General features: G+C 42.7%; 21 protein-coding genes. 7 read left to right on the top strand and 14 right to left on the bottom strand.

Annotated features, from left to right (window positions below):
* Positions 1-85: 85 nt before the first annotated feature.
* From ffh to IGJ25_RS13525, 3 genes are read right to left on the bottom strand one after another with little or no spacing between them, the layout of a single operon-like run.
* Positions 86-1,504 carry a signal recognition particle protein gene (ffh, locus tag IGJ25_RS13515; protein WP_005228902.1) on the bottom strand — a complete coding sequence of 473 codons (1,419 nt, stop codon included), beginning with the start codon at positions 1,502-1,504 and terminating at the stop codon, positions 86-88.
* Between the two features lie 14 nt (positions 1,505-1,518).
* Positions 1,519-1,857, bottom strand: coding sequence for a putative DNA-binding protein (locus tag IGJ25_RS13520; RefSeq protein WP_005228897.1), 339 nt, complete (start codon positions 1,855-1,857; stop codon positions 1,519-1,521).
* Positions 1,847-2,320, bottom strand: coding sequence for a DUF523 domain-containing protein (locus IGJ25_RS13525; RefSeq protein WP_016608717.1), 474 nt, complete (start codon positions 2,318-2,320; stop codon positions 1,847-1,849). The genes IGJ25_RS13520 and IGJ25_RS13525 overlap by 11 nt, the downstream gene beginning before the upstream one ends.
* Before the next feature lie 150 nt (positions 2,321-2,470).
* Between IGJ25_RS13525 and IGJ25_RS13530 the strand changes: the two genes are divergently transcribed.
* Complete coding sequence (locus tag IGJ25_RS13530; RefSeq protein WP_005228895.1) at positions 2,471-3,178, top strand: response regulator transcription factor; 708 nt, start codon at positions 2,471-2,473, stop codon at positions 3,176-3,178.
* Positions 3,175-4,911: a two-component system histidine kinase PnpS gene (gene pnpS, locus IGJ25_RS13535; RefSeq protein WP_081116501.1), complete on the top strand. Its 1,737-nt coding sequence runs from the start codon at positions 3,175-3,177 to the stop codon at positions 4,909-4,911. The genes IGJ25_RS13530 and pnpS overlap by 4 nt, the downstream gene beginning before the upstream one ends.
* Positions 4,912-5,058: 147 nt before the next feature.
* Here pnpS and IGJ25_RS13540 read toward each other — a convergent pair whose 3' ends face one another.
* Entirely contained in the window at positions 5,059-5,967 is a 909-nt protein-coding gene (locus tag IGJ25_RS13540; RefSeq protein WP_016608721.1) for a phosphate ABC transporter substrate-binding protein PstS family protein, read from the bottom strand.
* A gap of 194 nt (positions 5,968-6,161) precedes the next feature.
* On the opposite strand from IGJ25_RS13540, the gene IGJ25_RS13545 reads away from it, so the two are divergent.
* Positions 6,162-6,728 carry a helix-turn-helix domain-containing protein gene (locus tag IGJ25_RS13545; RefSeq protein ID WP_016249835.1) on the top strand — a complete coding sequence of 189 codons (567 nt, stop codon included), beginning with the start codon at positions 6,162-6,164 and terminating at the stop codon, positions 6,726-6,728.
* The gene (locus IGJ25_RS13550) at positions 6,698-7,573 is read left to right on the top strand and encodes an IS3 family transposase (protein WP_413118969.1); all 876 of its coding nucleotides are present in this window, start codon (positions 6,698-6,700) and stop codon (positions 7,571-7,573) included. The genes IGJ25_RS13545 and IGJ25_RS13550 overlap by 31 nt, the downstream gene beginning before the upstream one ends.
* A 135-nt stretch (positions 7,574-7,708) precedes the next feature.
* Here IGJ25_RS13550 and IGJ25_RS13555 read toward each other — a convergent pair whose 3' ends face one another.
* Positions 7,709-8,878 (bottom strand): pyridoxal phosphate-dependent aminotransferase, encoded by a 1,170-nt coding sequence (locus tag IGJ25_RS13555; RefSeq protein WP_081116389.1) that lies wholly within the window; start codon positions 8,876-8,878, stop codon positions 7,709-7,711.
* A gap of 178 nt (positions 8,879-9,056) precedes the next feature.
* Here IGJ25_RS13555 and IGJ25_RS13560 point away from each other — a divergent pair, with 178 nt between their 5' ends.
* Positions 9,057-9,776: a DUF2087 domain-containing protein gene (locus tag IGJ25_RS13560; protein ID WP_010749741.1), complete on the top strand. Its 720-nt coding sequence runs from the start codon at positions 9,057-9,059 to the stop codon at positions 9,774-9,776.
* Positions 9,777-9,939: 163 nt separating this feature from the next.
* Here IGJ25_RS13560 and IGJ25_RS13565 read toward each other — a convergent pair whose 3' ends face one another.
* The 8 genes from IGJ25_RS13565 to map all read right to left on the bottom strand — a co-directional run bounded on the left by IGJ25_RS13565 (position 9,940) and on the right by map (position 18,244).
* Positions 9,940-10,467 carry a hypothetical protein gene (locus tag IGJ25_RS13565; RefSeq protein WP_010749742.1) on the bottom strand — a complete coding sequence of 176 codons (528 nt, stop codon included), beginning with the start codon at positions 10,465-10,467 and terminating at the stop codon, positions 9,940-9,942.
* Between the two features lie 101 nt (positions 10,468-10,568).
* Complete coding sequence (locus IGJ25_RS13570) at positions 10,569-13,007, bottom strand: heavy metal translocating P-type ATPase (protein WP_225001451.1); 2,439 nt, start codon at positions 13,005-13,007, stop codon at positions 10,569-10,571.
* A gap of 126 nt (positions 13,008-13,133) precedes the next feature.
* Positions 13,134-13,343 carry a copper chaperone CopZ gene (gene copZ, locus IGJ25_RS13575; RefSeq protein ID WP_005228873.1) on the bottom strand — a complete coding sequence of 70 codons (210 nt, stop codon included), beginning with the start codon at positions 13,341-13,343 and terminating at the stop codon, positions 13,134-13,136.
* Between the two features lie 37 nt (positions 13,344-13,380).
* A complete protein-coding gene (locus IGJ25_RS13580) occupies positions 13,381-13,827 on the bottom strand; it encodes a CopY/TcrY family copper transport repressor (RefSeq protein WP_060792542.1) in 447 nt (148 codons plus the stop codon).
* A gap of 141 nt (positions 13,828-13,968) precedes the next feature.
* Positions 13,969-14,955, bottom strand: a complete 987-nt coding sequence (locus tag IGJ25_RS13585; protein WP_015510146.1) for an aldose epimerase family protein — start codon at positions 14,953-14,955, stop codon at positions 13,969-13,971.
* Between the two features lie 281 nt (positions 14,956-15,236).
* Positions 15,237-16,457, bottom strand: a complete 1,221-nt coding sequence (locus IGJ25_RS13590; RefSeq protein WP_015510147.1) for a glycosyltransferase family 4 protein — start codon at positions 16,455-16,457, stop codon at positions 15,237-15,239.
* Between the two features lie 19 nt (positions 16,458-16,476).
* Positions 16,477-17,400, bottom strand: a complete 924-nt coding sequence (locus IGJ25_RS13595; protein ID WP_005228865.1) for a YihY/virulence factor BrkB family protein — start codon at positions 17,398-17,400, stop codon at positions 16,477-16,479.
* Between the two features lie 79 nt (positions 17,401-17,479).
* Positions 17,480-18,244, bottom strand: coding sequence for a type I methionyl aminopeptidase (gene map / locus IGJ25_RS13600; RefSeq protein WP_005228863.1), 765 nt, complete (start codon positions 18,242-18,244; stop codon positions 17,480-17,482).
* Between the two features lie 176 nt (positions 18,245-18,420).
* On the opposite strand from map, the gene IGJ25_RS13605 reads away from it, so the two are divergent.
* Positions 18,421-18,867: a flavodoxin gene (locus tag IGJ25_RS13605; RefSeq protein ID WP_225001452.1), complete on the top strand. Its 447-nt coding sequence runs from the start codon at positions 18,421-18,423 to the stop codon at positions 18,865-18,867.
* A gap of 55 nt (positions 18,868-18,922) precedes the next feature.
* Here IGJ25_RS13605 and IGJ25_RS13610 read toward each other — a convergent pair whose 3' ends face one another.
* On the bottom strand, positions 18,923-19,498 hold the full coding sequence (locus IGJ25_RS13610; protein WP_005228861.1) for a TetR/AcrR family transcriptional regulator: 576 nt from the start codon (positions 19,496-19,498) through the stop codon (positions 18,923-18,925).
* 231 nt (positions 19,499-19,729) lie between these two features.
* On the opposite strand from IGJ25_RS13610, the gene IGJ25_RS13615 reads away from it, so the two are divergent.
* Positions 19,730-20,965 carry an aminopeptidase gene (locus tag IGJ25_RS13615; protein WP_015510149.1) on the top strand — a complete coding sequence of 412 codons (1,236 nt, stop codon included), beginning with the start codon at positions 19,730-19,732 and terminating at the stop codon, positions 20,963-20,965.
* Positions 20,966-21,012 lie beyond the last annotated feature (47 nt).

The raw sequence follows: 21,012 nt of genomic DNA on the forward strand, positions 1-21,012 counted from the left end.
TTCTCGATTTGGTGCCTTTTCAGATCATGTTTTTTAATTACACAAAGATAAGGTTCAGTTCTCAGTTCCTATCAGTGTTAAACAATTATTTGCGTTTTTTCTTTTTCTTCTTTTGTTTCTTGACCATGCGGTTCATGGCCATTTTTCCAAGTTTCCCTTTGACACCGCCGCCAAACATTTGATCCATGCCAGGAATGTTCATATTCCCTTTACTCATTTGCTGCATCATTTTGCGAGATTCTTTGAATTGTTTGATCATACGGTTGACTTCGACGACACTGTTTCCAGAACCAGCAGCAATACGGCGGCGACGGCTTGGATTTAACAAATCAGGATTTTCCCGTTCAGCTGGTGTCATAGAATAAACCATGGCTTTTTGTCGAGCAATTTGTTTCGGATCAACTTTGACATTTTCGATACCAGGCATTTGACTCATTCCCGGAATCATTTTTAAGAGATCTTCAATTGGGCCCATGCCCATAACTTGATCGATCTGTTCGACAAAGTCATTGAAGTCGAAGGAGTTTTCCTTCATTTTTTGAGCAAGTTCTTCTGCTTTTTTCTCGTCGTAATCTTGCTGTGCTTTTTCGATCAAAGTCAGCATATCACCCATACCGAGAATCCGACTAGACATCCGATCTGGATGGAATACTTCAAGGTCGGTCAATTTTTCACCGGTACCAGTGAACTTGATTGGAGCGCCCGTAACTTGACGAATCGACAATGCCGCCCCGCCACGAGTATCGCCATCTAGCTTGGTGATGACTACCCCTGTGATCCCCAGTTGTTGATTGAAGCTTTCCGCCACGTTGACAGCATCTTGTCCTGTCATCGCATCTACTACCAGTAAAATTTCATTTGGCTGTGCCAAGTCCTTGATTTGTTTTAGCTCTTCCATCAAGTTTTCGTCGATATGCAAACGACCCGCCGTATCGATCAAAACGTAGTCATTTTTCTTTTCCCGAGCCAAAGCCAATCCTTGGCGGACGATTTCAACTGGGCTGACATCAGTTCCCATATCAAAAACAGGTACATCCAATTGCTGCCCTAATACTTTCAACTGGTCGATCGCAGCTGGTCGGTACACGTCACCAGCGATCATTAATGGACGTGCGTTTTCGGTTTTGATCAAATGGTTGGCTAATTTCCCAGCAAAGGTGGTTTTCCCTGCCCCTTGCAAACCAGCCATCATGATGATCGTTGGGATCTTCGGTGATTTTTCGATCCCAACTGTTTCTGATCCTAATGTTTTGGTTAATTCTTCATCAACGATCTTAACGATTTGTTGCGCTGGAGATAGGCTTTCTAATACTTCTACCCCCACTGCCCGTTCACGGACATTTTTGGTAAACTCTTTTACAACTTGCAGATTGACGTCGGCTTCTAATAAAGCTAGACGAATCTCACGCATCATTTCTTTTACATCTGCTTCAGATACTTTTCCTTTTCTGCGCAGTTTGCTCATTGCCTGCTGGAGGCGTTCAGTTAAACTTTCAAATGCCATTTTTTTTCATTCCTTTATTCTTCAATTTCTTGGAGCTGTTGAATAAACCCCTGTAAGGTTTCGTCTTTTGGATAGTGGGTTTTCGTATACTCGCTTAGCTGATCCAGCAAGTCTTCCCGCATGATATAATCCGAAAACATATGTAGTTTTTTTTCATAGTCTTCTAAAATACGTTCGGTGCGTTTGATGTTGTCATAGACTGCTTGACGGCTAACTTGATACTCTTCAGCGATTTCTCCTAGAGAAAAATCATCTGCGTAATACAATTCCATGTAATTCATCTGTTTTTCCGTCAATAACGTGGAATAAAACTCAAACAACGCATTCATGCGATTGGTCTTTTCAATTTCCATTTGCTTCCTCCTGTTTTGCAAGCCATTCGACATCGGACAAAACAGTCATGCCTTGTTGTCGAAAATAGGCACAAGCGACACCGACCCCTGTTTTTTTGATTCCAGAAAAATTGCCATCATAAATCGTCTGACTGCCACAAGAGGGACTTTTCTCTTTTAAGATCAGTTGGGTGATGCCTTGCTCTTGTAATTTTTGATAAGCAATTTTCGCGCCTTTAGTAAATTGTTCCGTCACGTCTTCTCCTGAAATGGTGACGACCTTCGCTCGTTGCGCCCAAACATCCACCCCATCGCCACCGACGATTTCGGCCGGTTCGCGTGGAATCGGCAAGCCGCCAAGAACTTCTGGACAGACCATCATTGCTTGACCCGCACGAACAAGTTCGATCAATTGTGGTACTGCTTGATGTTTTCCATCGTAGCGGCAAAGGGCACCGCCTAGACACGCACTGATTCCAATCATTTAGCACCCTCAGCTTTCCTATGAAATCGTCCTTTATTATAGCATTTATTTAGTGGTTGCAATAGTACCAATTGTCTATTCATGCTAAAATAGGACTTGTTCGTTGAAATTTAATCGTTTCTTGAAAAAAAGAAACGAAAGGAGTCTATCATGAAAAAAATACTCGTTGTCGATGATGAACCTTCAATCGTCACACTTTTAACTTTTAATTTAGAAAAAGAGGGCTATCAAGTCGTTTCCGCCTCAGATGGTCAAAAAGCCTTCGACTTGGCGTTGTCAAAACCTTTTGACTTTATCATCTTGGATGTCATGCTGCCGAATTTGGACGGCATCGAAATCACAAAGAAATTACGGCAAGAAAAAATCGAGACACCGATCCTCGTCTTGACCGCAAAAGATGATCCGATCGACCGGATTTTGGGTTTAGAGATCGGGGCTGACGACTACTTGACGAAACCCTTCAGCCCTCGAGAAGTATTGGCTCGAATGAAGGCCATCTTCCGTCGCTTAGAACCTCGTCAACAAGCACGAGAAGAAGATCAACCTGCAGAAATCTTGCAAATCGGCGGAATTCAAGCCGATCTGACCAATTTCCAGGTCAGTGTGGATGGGGAGAAAATCTTCCTGACCCCGAAAGAGTTCGAGCTGCTGGTTTACTTTATGAAACGTAAAGGCCGCGTGATCGATCGCGATACCTTACTCAATCGTATTTGGAATTTTGACTTTGATGGACAAAGTCGCATCGTGGATGTTCACATCAGTCATTTAAGAGAAAAATTGGAAGCTGATCCCAAGCGTCCAGAATACTTGGTGACCGTTCGAGGATTTGGGTATAAATTTCAGGAGCCGACCCAATGAAAAAACGCTATGGCTATGGTTTATGGTCAATCGGTCTATTGCTGATTTTTTTCCTGTGTTGGCAAGTTCTAAGCAGTTTTTACCGTCAGCAAGTCATCGCCCAGCAAGTGGATTTTCTGCAAGAGAAAGCCGCTGTGTTTTTGAATCTCTCAGATAACCAAACCGCAGCGCTCGAACAATTTGCCGATGCCTATGTTCAAGACAGCAATAGCCGCATCACTTTGTTAGATGATCAAGGCCAAATCATTTTCGATACTTATGATCATACCCTCCATGAAAACCGCTCCGATCGTCCAGAGGTTCAAGCCGTTTTGCGCGGAAGCGCCGTTGGTCAATCGTTGCGGGAAAGCGACACCTTGCATGAAGAATTGCTTTACGTGGCGATTCCTGTCAAAGAAGATGGAAACTTAACTCAAATCTTGCGGATCGCAGAACCGACTGCTGCTTTTTTTGCGAAAAACCAAGGAATCAAGCAATCGATCTTGATTGTCTATCTTGTCTTTTGTTTCTTGATCAGCCTGCTGATTTTCCACACGCTGCGTCAGCGGAATCGTCCAATCCAAACGATTCTGCCCGTCGTAAAAAAAATGATCACCTCGCCCGATCAACAAGCAATCATTATGCAAGAAACCCCTGAACATGATGAGTTGTATCAACTGATCAATCAGCTGAGCGAACAAATGAGCCAGACCTATCGTGCCTATGCGGCATCTGAACAACAGCTGTACGGCTTGCTCAGTGAACTGATGATCGGTGTCTTTATCATTAATGAAGAAAATCAACTGCTGCTGTTGAATCCGACGATGCAAGAACAGTTGGGGATGGAAAATGCGCCAACCTTGCCGCAGCCCTTCACTGAAGTGATTCATGACACACAACTGATCCAATTGATCTATCAATTTAACGACGAGACCCCTATTTTCCATGCGGAAACCACCCTTAGCGGGGAACGTTCAAAAGTCTTGGATGTTACCTTGCGAAGCTTCCAAGAAAACCAGTTGATTGGTATTTCTTATGACTTGACGCGCATCCGACAATTAGAAAAAATGCAAAAAGATTTTGTCGGCAATGTTTCCCATGAATTAAAAACGCCGGTAACTTCCTTGATTGGGTTTACCGAAACACTGCTGGACGGCGCCAAAGAAGACCCAGAAACATTGCAGACCTTTTTAGAGATCATTCAAAAAGATGCTTATCGCTTGAAAAATCTAATACAAGATATCATCCAACTGTCTCAAGACAGTGATTCTTTCCAGTATGTCGACCAACCGATCAACTTTTCTGAGCTGCTGCAACAAGTCGTTCAAACCTATGGTCCCGCAGCTGCTAAGAAGCAATTGACCTTTCAATTTGAAGGACCCGAACCCTTCATTTTATCTACCAAAAAAGAGCTGCTGCAGCCCATCGTAAAAAATCTGGTAGAAAATGCTGTCACCTATTCAAAACCTGGTGGTGTCATCACATTATCCTATTCAGAGCAAGACGACCAGCTGTTATTTCAAGTGCAGGATCAAGGCATCGGCATCGATGAAGAAGATCAGGAACGGATTTTTGAGCGGTTTTATCGGGTGGACAAAGCCCGCGCCCGCAATTCTGGCGGCACTGGACTTGGGCTGGCTATCGTTAAAGACTATACCAAATTATTAGGTGGCAGCATCAAGGTTGACAGTTTCCCCAAAATTGGTTCTACCTTTACGGTGACTTTGCCCCTTCATGAAAAAGATGATTATTGATAAAAAACAGCCGATAACAGGTGAATAATTGTTATCGGCTGTTTTTGTAGTTGTTTTTCATTACCAAATGAAGCACCAGCCAATAGCATCTTCTTGATGCTTTAAACACAAAAAAAGAAGGAGCATTCTCCTTCTTCGGTCATTTCACTATTCAACATTCGTTACTTCGCCGTCTACACTGCGTTCTACTTTCATATCAGTGATTGGCAAGTAACCTAATTCGATAACGATTCCTTGTTGGACATCGTCTGTCATGATGTAATCAAGAAAGGCTTTGACGTTTGCATCTGGCTCGCCGTTCGTGTACATATGCTCGTAAGACCAGATTGGCCATTTGTTATCTGCAATATTTTCAGGAGTCGCTTCTACCCCATCAAGAGATAGCGCTTGGATCGAATCGTCCAAATAGGATAAAGCAAGGTAGCTGATTGCTCCTGGTGTTTCAGCAACGATTTTACGGACTGTTCCAGAAGAATCTTGCTCTTGTGTTTGGATCGTCTCTGCACCATCTAAGCCCCATTTTTCAAAGGTCGCTCTCGTACCGCTGCCTGATGCGCGGTTGATTACAGAGATTTCTTGATCTGCTCCGCCTAGTTCAGACCAATTCTTCACTTTGCCTGTAAAAATATCGATTAAATCTTGTTGGCTAAGGTCCGTAACGCCTGCGTCTTTATTTACCACTGGTGCCATACCAACTACGGCTACTTTATGGTCAACTAATTTGCTAGCATCCACACCATCTTTTTCATCCGCAAACACATCGGAATTGCCGATCGTCACCGCGCCTGCTTCTACTTGACTTAAGCCAGTTCCGCTGCCGCCACCTTGAACCGTAATTGTATAATTGGGATTGTCTGCTGAGAAGCTTTCACCTGCTGCTTCAACCAAGGGTTGCAATGCCGTTGAGCCCACAGCTAAAATTTCTACATTTTCATTTGATGCGGCACCTGATGAAGATCCGCCTGATGCTTGACTGCTCTCAGTGCTTGCGCCACCGCTCCCACAGCCAGCTAATAATAATCCAGTTGCAAAAAATAAAAGTCCCAATTTTTTCATTTAGTAAATCTCCTTTCGTTATATACTTAGTTTAGCAAGGCGGTGTAAACCCTTGATGGATTTCATGTAAAGAATCGATAAAGCGATGTAAATCTTTTGTAAAGTTCGTCGATTGCCTAAAAAAGCCCCCGCTGCATGAAGCGACCCCCAAAAGTTAGACCAAAAAAATCTAACTTTTGGGGGTCGTTATTTGTATGGCAAAATATCCTTTTGAATTAAAACTAAAAATCGTTAAAGAATATCTTAGTGGCGTGGGCGGATATCGGTATCTTGCCAACAAATACGGTATTTCAAGCAAGTCTCAAGTAAGTAATTGGGTGAATGCCTATCGTGAATACGGAGAGGAAGGTCTATTGAGAAAGCATCAAAATCAGAAATATTCTGTTCAATTTAAGTTAAATGCGCTAGAGTTATATCAAACAAGTGAGATGTCCTATCGAGAAGTTGCTAGCACTTTAGAAATGAACAACCCTGCGCTTATTGCCAATTGGATGCGTAATTTCAGAGAAGCAGGTATTGAGGGGCTCTCAAAAGAGAAAGGGCGACCACTTACTTTGACTAGAAAAAAAGAAAACAAAAAAGAAAATACAACAACTGAAGAACGCGATCGTATCAAGGCATTAGAAAAGCAAGTCCGATCCCTTCAAATTGAGAATGCCTTTTTAAAAGAGTTGAGGAAGCTGCGAAAACAGGAAGCCCAGCAAAGACGCAAGAATCAATCGCACGAATCATCGCCAGCCTCCGAGGATCATTCAAACTAGTTGAGCTTCTTGAAACATTGAAATTTCCTAAAGCAACCTATATGTATTGGCAGAAACGGTTTGACAGACCAAACCCAGACCAAGAAATTGAAGAAAAAATGCTTGAAATTCGCAAAGAGCATAAAGACTATGGCTGTCTGCGACTAAAAAAAGAATTAGAGAATCAAGGGATTCATGTCAATAAAAAGAAGATTCAACGTCTGATAAAAAAACTAGGTATCGAAGTAAAGTCTTACACTCGAAAATCTCGACGGTACAATTCTTATCGTGGGAAGGTTGGTACTGTCGCCAAAAATCGTATTCATCGTCGGTTTTATACAAATATCTGTCACCAAAAAATTACAACTGATACCACAGAGTTTAAGTATTATGAAGTAGACACCGCAGGTGTCGTTCGTCAGAAAAAGCTGTATTTAGATCCTTTCATGGATTTCTACAATAGTGAAATTCTATCTTATCGGATTTCTGAAAAACCAAACGCACTAGCCATAATGGAAGGATTAGAAGAAGCAATCCAGATGACAAATGATTGTCCATTTCGTAGAACCTTCCATTCAGATCAAGGATGGGCCTATCAAATGAATGCTTATAAGAATAAATTGAAGCAGCATAAAATCTTCCAGAGTATGTCTCGTAAAGGGAATTGTTTAGATAACTCACCTATGGAAAACTTCTTTGGTTTATTAAAGCAAGAGATTTTTCATGGAGAAGTCTATCGGAGTTTAGATGAATTGAAAACAAAAATTGACCAATATATCTATTATTACAACCATAAACGCATCAAAAAGAAATTAAATTGGCGAAGTCCGGTTCAGTTTCGAGAAGCTGTAAAAACAGCTGTCTAACAGTTAATCTTATCGTACAAAAAAGGAGTGGATTTCTCCACTCCATAAAAGTCTAACTTTTTGGGGTCACTACAGCATCCATCAGATGGGGCTTACTTTATCTAACACTTATGAACTAACGAAACGTTTGTAGAATCAATTGCTTTGCATATAGCGTGTCAAGCGATCCATCGCTTCCACCAAGTTTTCCATACTTGCCGCATAGCTTAAACGAACATAGCCTTCTGCTTCGGGACCAAAGGCGATCCCTGGAATGATTGCTAATTGATTCTTTTCGGCTAAGTCGACACAAAAAGCCATGGAATCTTGGTTGAAACCTGCTGGTATTTTGGCAAAAATGTAGAATGCACCAGATGGCTTCGCCATTTCAAAACCAAGGGCAGTCATCTTTTCAAACAAGTAATCTCTGCGTTCACGGTAATCGGCTTTCATGACTTCTGCATCGTTGATGCCTTCGATCAATGCCCGCACTGCGGCTTTTTGAGAAATCGTTGATGCCGCGGTCACTAAGTATTGGTGGACCTTAATGATCTGAGCAGTCAACGCTGCTGGTGCAAAAATGAAGCCGACGCGCCAACCAGTCATCGCGTGTGATTTCGACAAGCCGTTGATCACGATCGTTTGATCCCGCAAGTATTCAGCAATGGACACATGGGTTTCATCATAAGTCAACTCACTATAAATTTCATCGCTAATAACAAAAACGGGGTATTTTTCTAAAACTTCTGCCAATGCTTTGACTTGTTCTCGGGTATAAACGACCCCTGTTGGATTGCTAGGATAATTTAAAATGACTGCCTTGACTTGCTCCCCATGTTCTTTTAAGGCTGCTTCTAAAACTTCTGGCGCTAAAACAAAGTCATTATCCGTCGTATCAAGATAAATCGGTTTGGCATGAGCTAAATGGATGACTGGTTCATAGCCTGGATAAATTGGTGCTGGTAGAATCACTTTATCACCAGGTTCTAACGTGGCTAATAAAGAAGCTGAGATTGCTTCCGTTGCACCGATCGTCACTAATACTTCTGATTGAAAGTCGTAATCAAGCTGATATTTATTTTTCAAAAAGAGACTGGCTGCTTGCCGAACATCTGCTAAGCCTGCCATTCCAGAATAGTGGCTGAAATTTTGTTCGATTGCTTGGACACCCGATTTTTTCACGTGCTCCGGTGTGTTGAAATCCGGCTCGCCTAACGTTAACTTTAAAATATCAGGAATTGAAGAAACCCGTTCATCAAATTTACGAATCAATGAAACAGCTATATTGTACACTTCGTGATTGAAGCGTTGGCTTACGTCTGCCATAGTATCACTCCTTTGAATTAAGCAAATTCATTCGCTATTGTTGTTAATCCTAACACAAAAAGGCGACGATTTTAAGCAACGGATGAAATTAATCTAATAACGATAAATCCGTTTGTCTATTTACAAACAAATTCAACTTATGTTAGTATATATCTAAACAATAAAAGGAGAACCCAAAATGAAACCTTATCAAGAGTTTACCATTTCTGATTATCAGCAAGGATATGTCGCAACACCAACGGATTATTGTTGCGTCTTTTGTCAGGAGACCTTCGACAAAGAAGAAATCTATCCCGTTGATGGCGCCTTTTTTACAGCAAAAAAACGAATGATGCAGCATATCACTGAGCATCACGGAACCGTTTTATCCGCATTGTTGGCTTTACCCAAAGAACAAACAGGCCTATCAGAAAGCCAGCAGGAGATTTTACAACTGTTTGCCCAAGATGTTAGCGATACTGTGATTGCCCAGCGCTTAGGTATCTCTTCTTCAACCGTCAGGAATCATCGCTTTAAACTAAAAGAAAAACAGCGACAAGCGACTGTTTTTTTAAGTATCATGTCCTTGTTGCAAGATACCCCGTTGCTGCCGCCTCACAAAGGGGCGACGATGCTTGATGATCGCTATGCCATTACGGCTAGTGAAAGAGAAAAGATCATTGCTACTTATTTTGATGAAACGGGGTTTATCAAACAGTTTCCCAGCAAAGAAAAGCGCAAGATCGTTGTCTTGAGTGTACTGGCACAAAAATTTGATCCGAAGAAAAATTATTCAGAAGCTGCCGTAAACGATGTATTAAAGCAAGCGATCACCGATTACGTCACTGTCCGACGTTATTTGATCGAATACGGATTTATGCAACGGACGAAAGACGGGAAAACTTACTGGCTGACTTAAAACCTAGTCTGTAACTGGCTGGAACTTTTGTTGGTTGGATGAGCAATATCTTTCACAGTTTTAAAAAAATTAACAAGCTCCAGTATTTTATAGAAAAAAAGACAAAGTACGAACACATCCGTACTTTGTCTACCGTCTGAAACGCTGGGACAAGTTCCAGCGTTTATTTTTCTTTTAGAAAGATTTTTTTGATGATCAATTTATCAAATAATTGCGTTTGATTGTCTTGTTCTCCAATGACTTCAGCGGTCACCGATTTACCATCTTGTTTTTTACGTAGCTGGTAAACGATCTTGCCTGTTTCTTTCAATTCGTTCACCATGTCAACGACACCGCCAAAACCAGTTTTACGAGTGATGAACCCTAACGCCACCATTCGCTCATCTAAATTTTTTGCCGAGATGCTCGCACCGGTGATCAGCGCTTGCCGCATGATTTGTAAGAATTCCTCTAGCCCTGCCACTGGCGGCTGTTCGGGTTCTTCTTCCATCATCGGTCGCTGACGCAAATAATCTAATTCCTGCAATAACGTTTCATACTGTTCTTGTGTCAACATGACCCCCGCCACTTTTTCACGATTGAATACATATACTGCTGTTCCTGCTTCTCGCGCTTGATTAAATACATCCATCGGAGATTTTTTTACTTCAGTAATTGAAGTAGTGGGAACATCCAATTTCTTCAGTTCCATAATCAACGTCCTCCTTGTCTCAACGAACACATTATAGCATAAATCCAGAAGCAGATTATAGAGGTATTTCACTGCTCCTAGGAAAAGAAACAAAAAAGCGGCTAATCGCCGCTTTTTTCGATTGATAAGGTCATTGCATTGATGGCAACGATGATCGTGCTCATAGACATCAAGACAGCTCCGACTGCTGGGTTCAAAATGATCCCGATCGGTGCGAGGACGCCAGCTGCCAAAGGAATGGCAAAAATATTGTATCCTGCGCCCCACCAGAGATTTTGAATCATCTTGCGTCTTGTTTTTTTCGCCAAAGTCAAGAAGTGCAAGATGTCTTGAGGTTCGCTATTCGTCAAAACGACATCGGCTGAATCGATCGCTACATCGGTACCCGCTCCAATCGCAATCCCGATCGTCGCTCTTGCAAGACTTGGGGCGTCATTGATCCCATCGCCTACCATTACGACGCGCTTGCCCTCTTTGACATAGTCACTGACTAGACGTTCTTTATCGTCTGGCAACATTGCCGCATGGAAGGCTTCGATTCCTAGGTAATCGGCTACGGCTTGCGCCGCTTCTTGGTTGTCTCCAGTAGCCATAACTGGTGTGATGCCTAAGTCTTTCACTTTTTGAATAAATTGACTCGCTTCTGGTTTCACCTTATCCCCTAATGCGACGATTCCTTCCACTTTGCCGTCATGAACCAAATAGCTGATGGTATTGCCCTGTTCTTGATAATTTTCCAAGGAGTTCCCTTGATACTGAATGGCTAATTGCTCCAATCCTTTTTGATTGACGATCACCCACTTCTGTCCATCGATCACGCCTTCCAGACCAATCCCTGTCCTTGTTTGAACATCAGTCGCCTTTTTGGCTGTGATGTTTTCCTTTTCAGCTTGGGCTAAAATACCTTCTGCGATCGGATGATTGGCGGTTTTCTCAAGACCTGCTAGGTAAGCTAGTACTTCTGATGCAGAAAGACTGCCTGTCGCCTCGATGCCAGTTACGGTAAACGTTCCTTCTGTTAACGTACCGGTCTTATCGAGGATCAGATAATCAACATGATGCGCATTCTCCAGTGCGTTGCGATTTTTTAAGAGCAAGCCATTTTTGGCAGCGATCGATGTCGAGCGAGCAACCACGAGGGGAATCGCTAGCCCTAACGCATGGGGACAGGCAATGACGAATACCGTGACCATTCGATCAAGAGCAGTCGGTAGGTCAGCAACAAACAGCCATACAGCAAATGCCAAGACACCAGCAACTAACGCAATATAAAACAGCCATTTTGCCACTTTGTCCGAAAGTGCTTCTAAGCGGGATTTATCTGCTTGGGCTTTTCGCACCATTTCCATGACTTTCGCTAAGTAGCTGTCTTCCCCAGTTCCTGTGACTTCCATCGTGATGGTACCATTGCCGTTGACAGATCCTCCAATGACAGTACTGCCGACGGTTTTAGGTACCCGTCTGGATTCACCAGTCACTGCCGACTCATCGATTGTTGTTTCTCCTTCAAGGATCGTTCCGTCGGTAGGAATCTTATCTCCTGAGCGAACGATCAACTGTGTTTTGTTGGTCACTTCTTCTAATGGAATCTGTTCTTCTGATCCATCCGCATTTTTCCGAATCACTTCTTTTGGCAATAGTTCTGCTAATTTCTGTAATGCATTGCCAGCATTAGAAACGGCATTCATCTCGATCCAATGCCCCAACAACATGATCACGATCAAAGTCGCTAGTTCCCAGAAGAAATCCATTACATGAGGAACAGCAAGAAAATGATTGGCGATAAATGCGTAAAGACTATAAAAATAAGAAACCGTGATCCCCATAGCAATCAACGTCATCATGGCTGGGCTTTTTTGTTTCAATTCCATTTTCGCACCACTTAAAAACGGCTGCCCTCCATAGAAAAACAGGATCGTTCCTAAAAGCAATACGACCCAATCTGAGCCAGGAAACGTGAACTGAAAGGGCAATTCGATGCCCATCATTGGTGATAAAATGACGATTGGAATCGCCAAAACCAAGGATAGCCAAAACTTTTGCTTAAAATTTCCCATATGCATACTATGATCCATGCCACCCATTCCATGATCCATATGACTATGATCCATACCAGACATCTCATGGTCCTTATGGCCGTGATCCATGCCAGACATCTCATGATCCGTGTGACTATGTTCCATGCCAGACATCTCATGATTCATGTGACTATGGTTCATGCCAGACATCTCGTGGTCCTTGTAGCCGTGATCCATGCCAGATATCTCATGGCCCTTATGGCTATAGTCCATGCTGGACACTTCATGATCCATAGGACCATGGTTACTATCGGAGCTTTCATGCTCCTGCTGTTTTGATGTCGCCTTGTGATGATCCATCCCATTCATCTCATGGCTAGGCTCAGGGACTTCTGTCACTTGTGATTGCGCATGTCGCTCTTTTCCCTGTGTACCATTATCCCGCTCATTCAAAGCAGGTTCATGCCTATGATGGCTTGACGTCTGACTATTACTTGCGGAAGACGTTTTTTTCTGATTCATCCTAGTATTCCCCTTCCTATTTCACTGAATGTGCGTACAGTCTTGCTCCTTCATACAAAAGCTTCAAGCGGCTGGACACTTTTCATTTGTTTTGATTTTTCCTTTTCACTTTAGCAATTCCATTGCTTACTCAAATACCCCTTGATAACCCGCTTCGGTGACCGCATTGACTAAGGCTGTTTCTGTCACTTGCGACTCGTCAAACTTGACTGTTCCGCGAGCTTTTTTCAAGTCCACTTTGGCTTTTTTCACACCCGGTACTTCACTAAGCGCTTTTTCAACTTTTGCGGCACAATGGGCACAATTCATTCCGCTGATTTGCATGTTTTTTTTCATTACGATTCCTCATTTCTTTTAACAGTTCGTTGGCTACTTATTTTGTTGCATGGGTTTTGCATTGGCACTGACCAGGAATACAATTACATGAGATCGCTGCTACTGGCACTTTTTGGTCGACTGCTGCTTGGAGCATCGCCAAATCTTCTGCCGTCAATGCTGCTTCTTGGATCATTTCTGCTAATGTCTGCCCAACTTTTTTGGCACAAATATGAGAAAAAAGATTCTCAGCTGCGCTGCGAACGGTTGCTTCTTCGGAAACAAGTGGCGAATAAACAAATTTTTTCCCTTGGCTTTCTGTTTTCAATACGCCTTTTTTGACGAGTCGTCCTAAAAGCGTCTTGACAGTTGCTGCTTTCCAATTTTTATTTTCGCTCAATAAAGCGGTGATCTCTTTCGCGTCGGATTGTCCTAATGTCCAGATCACACGCATGACTTCCCATTCAGAATCGCTGATTTTGATTGGTTCGACCACAGGTTGCATTTGTCCACTTCCTTTCATAAGTGATTCACATTTTTAAGTTTACATCTGTAATCGGATTTTGTCAAAAAAAAGCATCGCCAAACTTTCTGCGTTTTGACAATGCTTTTTTCTATTTCATTAAAAATGATTTGGTTCCTATGCTTAAAAGTGGACCTGATACGTCGTCACAGAGTGGAAGGGTTCTTCTGGACGCAACACGATCTCACCAAAGTGGGTAAATTTCTCAGAGCCAGGAACACCTTGTGTTTCGATCGCCATCCCGCCATGATTGGCAAAAGGACCAGTCTTCATTGATGCACCAGCTTCTCCCTCACCCGTTGTGTAAATAACAACGGCAGGACGGTCAGTAGTTACAGTCAGCTGCACTTTTTGATCGGGACTGGTTACTTTTAGATCCCACTCTTGCGTATGGTCTAATAAGAACGGATCATCCAACATCGTCGTTCCCATCGGGCGTTCTTGTCTAAAATCAAACTTTGTGCCTGCGACAGGCGTTTTTTCACCGGTCGTCGTCACATCGTCATTCGTTTCAGCCACATGTTCGGCATTGATTTGAACCAAGTGGTCATCGATCGGCTGTTGGGTATCACCTGTCAAATTGAAATAACCGTGGTTCGTTGGGTTAAATAAAGTCGCTTTGTCAGTGTTGGCATCATAAGCAAGCAATAGTTCATTGTCATTCGTCAACGTATAGGTGACTTGATAACGAACATTCCCAGGAAACCCGCCATCGCCATCTTGCCGTGTGGTAGTAAAAATCACCCCAGCTTTGTCTGCTTCTTCAAAGGTTTCAGTGATCCATGTATCAGTATCCAGCCCCTTTGAACCGCCATGAAGCGTATTGCCGCCATCATTGTCTTCCGTTTGGTATTCTTGTCCGTCGATCTCAAAGCGAGTACCTGCGATCCTTCCCGCCACAGGGCCGATCGTTGCGCCATAATAACGTGCTTGGCGATGTCCTTCGATCGTGTCATAACCGACCACAATGTCGCGACCTTCTTCTACTGGAACGACCCAATCCAATAAGCGTGCGCCTTCAGGACTTAGCCTTACGATGGTACCGCTATCATTGGAAAGCTCATAAATTGTTCCCATTCTTTCTGACGTCAGTTGTTTCACATTTGGCATTCGTTCATATCCTTCTTTCTTTGATTAGTCTGCTGCTCTTTTTAAGTATAGACGTTTAGGGCTAGATCCGTCAATTCAAGACGGAAGAATTCGACAGGAAATACTGTTTGTCTGACCATTTTCAAACAAACAAAAAGCGGCAAGCATCGCCAACGGATTGATCGAATCATCGACAGCTGATCGTAAGAGAACGCGCTAGAAGAAGCACTGACTCCTCCTGACCTTCAACGATCACTCGTATTCATCTCACCTGTTGGACACCTTTGCCGCAACTGTATCGTTTATTTTTTGTGTTTTGCTTGGTAATGTTTTCTCTTTCGTCGCTTTTCCTTGATTTGAGAAGCGCTAGCAGCTAAATCTTCGCTTTCCTCTTCTTGCTTGTCTTTTCTCTTTTCCGCTCGCGCCTTCAAGACTTTTTGCCTGAATCGACGGTTTCCAAGAAACTTCAGCGCGCACATGAGTGGTTGACGATTTTCTCCCACCAAACCAATCAACTCGATAAACAATTCGATGCCAAAACCTGTACTAATGATCAGCAAGATGATTGCGGTGTTACTGGCATAATTCATCAATAATGCAATAAATGAAAAAACCATCGCCAAGGCATAGATCGTCAAGACCGTGCCACGGTGGGTAAACCCTAATGAAAGTAAGCGATGATGCAAGTGCATCTTATCTGCTGAAGAGATCTTTTGTTTATTGAATTTTCTACGAATCATCGCATAGACGGTATCGGTAATGGGTACCCCTAAAATCAACATTGGGGTGATCACTGTAATGAAGGTCGCATTTTTTAAGCCTTGTAACGATAGGACGGAAATCATGAAACCTAGAAAAAGTGCCCCAGTATCGCCTAAAAAAATCGTGGCTGGATAAAAATTGTAAGGAAAGAAGCCTACGATCGCGGCAATCAATGTAAAAATCACCATCGGTACTTCAACGGAGTTTGGTAAAAAGAAGTAACTAATTATCCCAATCGTTGTCAGACTGATAATGGAGACCCCACTCGCTAGACCATCTAAACCGTCAATCAAGTTGACCGCATTCGTGATCGCCAAAATCCATAGGATCGTCATAGGTAAGCCTAACCAGCCCAAGTCAAAAACCCCGAGATAAGGGATCGAAACCGTGCTGATTTTGATGCCAGCAACAAAATAGATCTCCAAAGCCGCTAACGTCAAACCCAGTGTTTTTTGCAGGGGCGTCAACTCAAAGATATCATCCAATAATCCAGTAACTACGACGATGGCTGCACCTAAAAGCATCGGCCAGACATAGTCAAAAGGAATCATTGCACGGAATTCCCAAAGCAATGCAAAAGAGAACGAAAGAAAAATACTCAGTCCCCCTGCGGTCGGCATTGTCTTGGTGTTGATTCGGCGATCTCCTGGTCGATCGACTGCGCCGATCTTAAAAGAGATCAATTTAATGATCGGTGTTAGGATTAAAGACACGATCATTGTTATAAATAAGCGCATTACAAATTTGAATGCAAAATCCATCGTTTATTCTCGCTTTCCGTTATTTCTCTTTATTGGTAAATGTATCTTCGATTTTCGAAGAAATCCGCTGAACAGGATCTGTTCGTTCTTTGATCTCTTGTCCCGACACATACTCTTCTACCACTGCGTTGATGATTCCACCCAAGATAATAATCGTCGCAGCAAGATTCAACCAGATCATTAAAACAATAAAACTTCCAATAATTTGATAGCCAATGATTTTCGCAGCAAAGTAACGGGCGTATAAGCCAAACACTTGTGACAGCAACATCCAGCCAATCGTTGCAAAGATCGCCCCTGGCAAAGTCGAACGCAACTTGACCTTTGCATTCGGCACTAACCAATAGATCAGCATCATGATAAACAGCAAAGCAACGATCGTGACTGGCCATTTGACTGTTTGGAACGTATCGATCAGATTGTCTTGAAACTTAAAAATCGGCTGCAAAAAATCAAGAATGATTTTTCCAAGCCCAAATACCATCGTAACACCAACGATCGCAATCATAAAGAGCAGGATGATCACAAATGATACTGCGCGCACCACGATAAAATTGGAACGTTGGTCCACACCGAAGGCTTTGTTCATCGCAATTTGCAAGGCATTGATACTTTGACTCGCAGACCACAACGCAGCCAAGGCGGAAATCGATAACAACCCACCAGAGCTTGTGGTGAGGAGGTTTTCGATCGCTGGTCCGATAAAGTCATAGATTTGACTAGGGATCAATTCTTGTACATAAGATAAAACCGTGTTCGGATCAATCGATAAATAAGGCAACAGATTTCCCAGCGCAATCATTAACGGGAAAAGTGAAAGCAATAAATAGTAGGCGACGACGACCGATGTGGTCCCCATCTCTGAATCCGTTATTCTATTTTGCGTTGTTTCAATGAAACGCATCAGCTTTTGATTGCTTTTTACTTTATCAACGATTTTCATGTTTCTTCCTCCGCCAGCGAATCATCTGCCTTTTTTTCTTTGTCATACGTAACAATCAGAAGTCTCCTACCGCCAAAATTTAGTAGGTTCCTTCTTCTCCTTGAGAAGTCAAAATGCGTGGCCCTTCTTTGGTGATCGCCAAACTATGTTCGTATTGGCAACTTAAGCCACCATCTAGAGTATAGGCGGTCCAGCCGTTAGGATCCATTTTCATTTTCCACGTCCCTGTATTGATCATAGGTTCGATGGTAATAACCATTCCTTCTTTTAAACGTAACCCTTTGCCGGCTTCTCCGTAGTGAGGAATCATCGGACTTTCATGGATCGTTGGACCAATGCCGTGTCCAACGAAATCGCGCACGACACCGTAGCCTTCTTTTTCCGCATAGGTTTGAATGGCATGACCGATGTCACCGATTCGGTTGCCAACTTGGGCTTGTTCGATTCCTAGATACAACGCTTTTTTGGTTACTTCCATTAAACGATCGATCTCAGGCGTCGAGTTTCCTACCACATAACTCCAGCAAGAATCAGAAATGGCGCCTTTTAAATCAATACACATATCAACTTTGATCAGATCGCCATCTTTCAATGGTTTTTTTCGGGGGAACCCGTGACAAATCTCATCGTTGATACTGCAGCAAGTGGCATATTTGTAATCTTCAAAACCAATTTGGGCGGCAATTCCGCCATGGCTTTCAATATAATCTCTGACAAACACTTCGATATCCCAACTGGTGATACCAGGTTTGATGAAGCTGCGTAATTGTTTGTGGACATCTGCTAACAGCGCGCCGGATTCGGCCATGCGGTCTATTTCTCTGGCAGATTTTAATGTAATCATGTTCTCGTCTCCCTTAATTAAATTCCTCTTATTTTACCATAGAAATCCCTTATTTTACAAAATTCACAGACATTGTAAAGAGTTTTTCAAGTTTTGTTTTCAATCTTTCGTGCATTTGCTATAATCTGTAAGAGAGTTTTCCTTGAGAATAGGAATGAGATTGGAGGAAAAAGCCCATGGCTTTAGCAAAAATCGTCTATGCGAGTATGACGGGGAATACGGAAGAAATTGCAGATATCGTTTCTGAAGCCCTTGAAAATCTTGACATGGAAGTTGAAATGAATGAGTGTACCCAAGTGGATGCCGATGAGTTTGAAGACGCCGATATCTGTATCGTCGCAACCTATACATACGGTGACGGTGAATTGCCTGATGAGATCGTCGATTTTTACGAAGATTTGCAAGAACTTGATTTAAGTGGCAAAATCTTTGGGGTCTGCGGCTCTGGGGATACGTTTTATGATGACTTTTGTAAGTCCGTCGATGACTTTGAAGCCGTCTTTAGTAAGACAGGTGCAACAAAAGGGGCAGATAGCGTCAAGGTCGACTTGGCTGCGGAAGAAGACGATATTCAAAACTTAGAAACCTTTGCCAAAAAGCTAGCGGAAGCATTTGCAGAATAAAACAAGAAAACCTCTGACAAAATCACTTGATTCTGTCGGAGGTTTTCTTGTTTGCTTAATGATAACTGATATCGATGGGTGTTTCTCTTGCTAAAATATTATCGGTGGTTTCCGTCATCAGCTTAGCAATCTGATCTTCTGTGGGATGAATGATCCCCGAAGACATCAATGCCGCTAAGCCAGTAGCGACGATCCAGACACCAGTATGCAAGGACTGTAATTTCACGTCCGATAGATCTTGATACTTTGGTTCTTTTTTTACTGATTTCACAAAAAGGTCAAATGAAAACTGCTGCATGGAATCCCCACCACCATGCTCTTCTAAGTATAGCGCTCGGTATAATCGTTTTTCTTTATTTGCAAAGCCAATATAATTTAACGTTAAGTCAACGATGACATCTCCCCGTCTTTCAACTGGAAAAACTTCTGTCGCTAAGTAGTCGTAAATCTGATTGATCAATGCATTTTTTAAGTCATCCATATTTTTAAATTCTAAGTAGATCGGTTGCGTTGAACATTTCATCTTCGCTGCGATATTGCGTGCGGTAAAACGTGTAAATCCTTCGGTTGCGACAACTTCATAGGCAGCTTTTAAAATCTGGTCTCTAGTAATAGTTTTCTTTCTTGCCATAATTTTTTAATCTCCTTAATTCTGCTATACATCGCTTTCAGAAATACCTTTTACTTATTGTATCATGTTTTTTTAAGTTTGCAAAAAAACTTTTAAAATTATTGCCCCTAGTGTTTCCAGTTTTTCAATTTGAAGACCTCTGTTTTTTTGCTCTCTTTTTCGTTTGTTTTCAAAAATACTTAGTGCTATCATGAAGACAGTTATAATTTTAGAATAAATGGAGGAATTTTAATGGTTTTACCAAACTTTAATCAGAACCTTGAAAAATATGCCCAACTGATCACAGAAGTTGGTGTAAATGTCCAAAAAGGGCACACCATCGTCATCCAAATCGCCGTGGACCAAGCACCGTTAGCTCGACTATTGACAAAAAAAGCGTATGAGCTAGGCGCTGATGAAGTAATCGTTCAATGGACCGACGATGTGGTTCAAAAAGAATTTCTTGCGCATGCAGCTGAGGATCGTTTGTCTACGATCCCTCAACACAAAATTGATCAAACAGAAGATTGGGTCGAAAAAGGTGCGAGCCGCATCAGTGTCGTTTCTGCCAATCCCGATGCGTTAGCGGGCGTTGACTCAGATCGGGTCGCCGCTTTCCAAGCAGCTTCTGGTAAGGCGATGATGAAACTGCGTCAAGCAACACAAGCCAACAAAGTCAGCTGGACCGTTGTTGCTGCTGCAGGTCAAGATTGGGCACAAAAAGTGTTCCCTGATGCTTCCCCAGAAGAAGCACAAGACAAGCTATGGGATCAAATTTTCAAAACGACGCGTATCTACGAAGAAGATCCTGTTGCTGCTTGGAAAAAACATGATGAAACACTGCAAGTCAAGGCAGAAGAATTGAACAAAGAACAATTCAGCGCATTACACTATACAGCACCGGGTACCGATTTGATCATCGGCCTACCAAAAAATCACTTGTGGGAAGGTGCTGGCAGCTACAACACCCGCAATGAAAAATTCATGGCGAACATGCCGACAGAAGAAGTCTTTACTGCCCCAGATAATCGTCGCATCGATGGCTATATTTCAAGTACGAAACCATTGAGCTACGCAGGAACGATTATTTCTGGCATGAAATTCACCTTCAAAGACGGTAAAGTCGTGGACTTTTCTGCAGAACAAGGCGAAGAAGTGTTAGGCAAATTGCTAGCGATCGATGAAGGAGCGAAATCTTTAGGTGAAGTCGCTTTAGTCCCTGACCCTTCCCCTATCTCACAATCTGGCATCATCTTCTTCAATACGTTGTTTGATGAAAATGCCTCAAACCACTTGGCTTTAGGCTCTGCTTATGCCTTCAGCTTACAAGGCGGCACTGAGATGAGTGAAGAAGAACTGGCAGCGGCTGGTTTAAACCGCAGCCAAACCCACGTAGACTTCATGGTCGGCTCTGACCAAATGTCCATCGATGGCATCAAAGAAGATGGCACCACAGTTCCTGTCTTCCGCAATGGTGATTGGGCTTAATAAAAAAAGGCTGAGGTGGAGTAGCTCCTGAAGCGACCCCCAAAAGT

The sequence above is a fragment of the Enterococcus sp. DIV0240d genome (assembly GCF_051711245.1).
In the GTDB taxonomy this organism is placed as follows: Bacteria; Bacillota; Bacilli; order Lactobacillales; family Enterococcaceae; genus Enterococcus_D; species Enterococcus_D casseliflavus.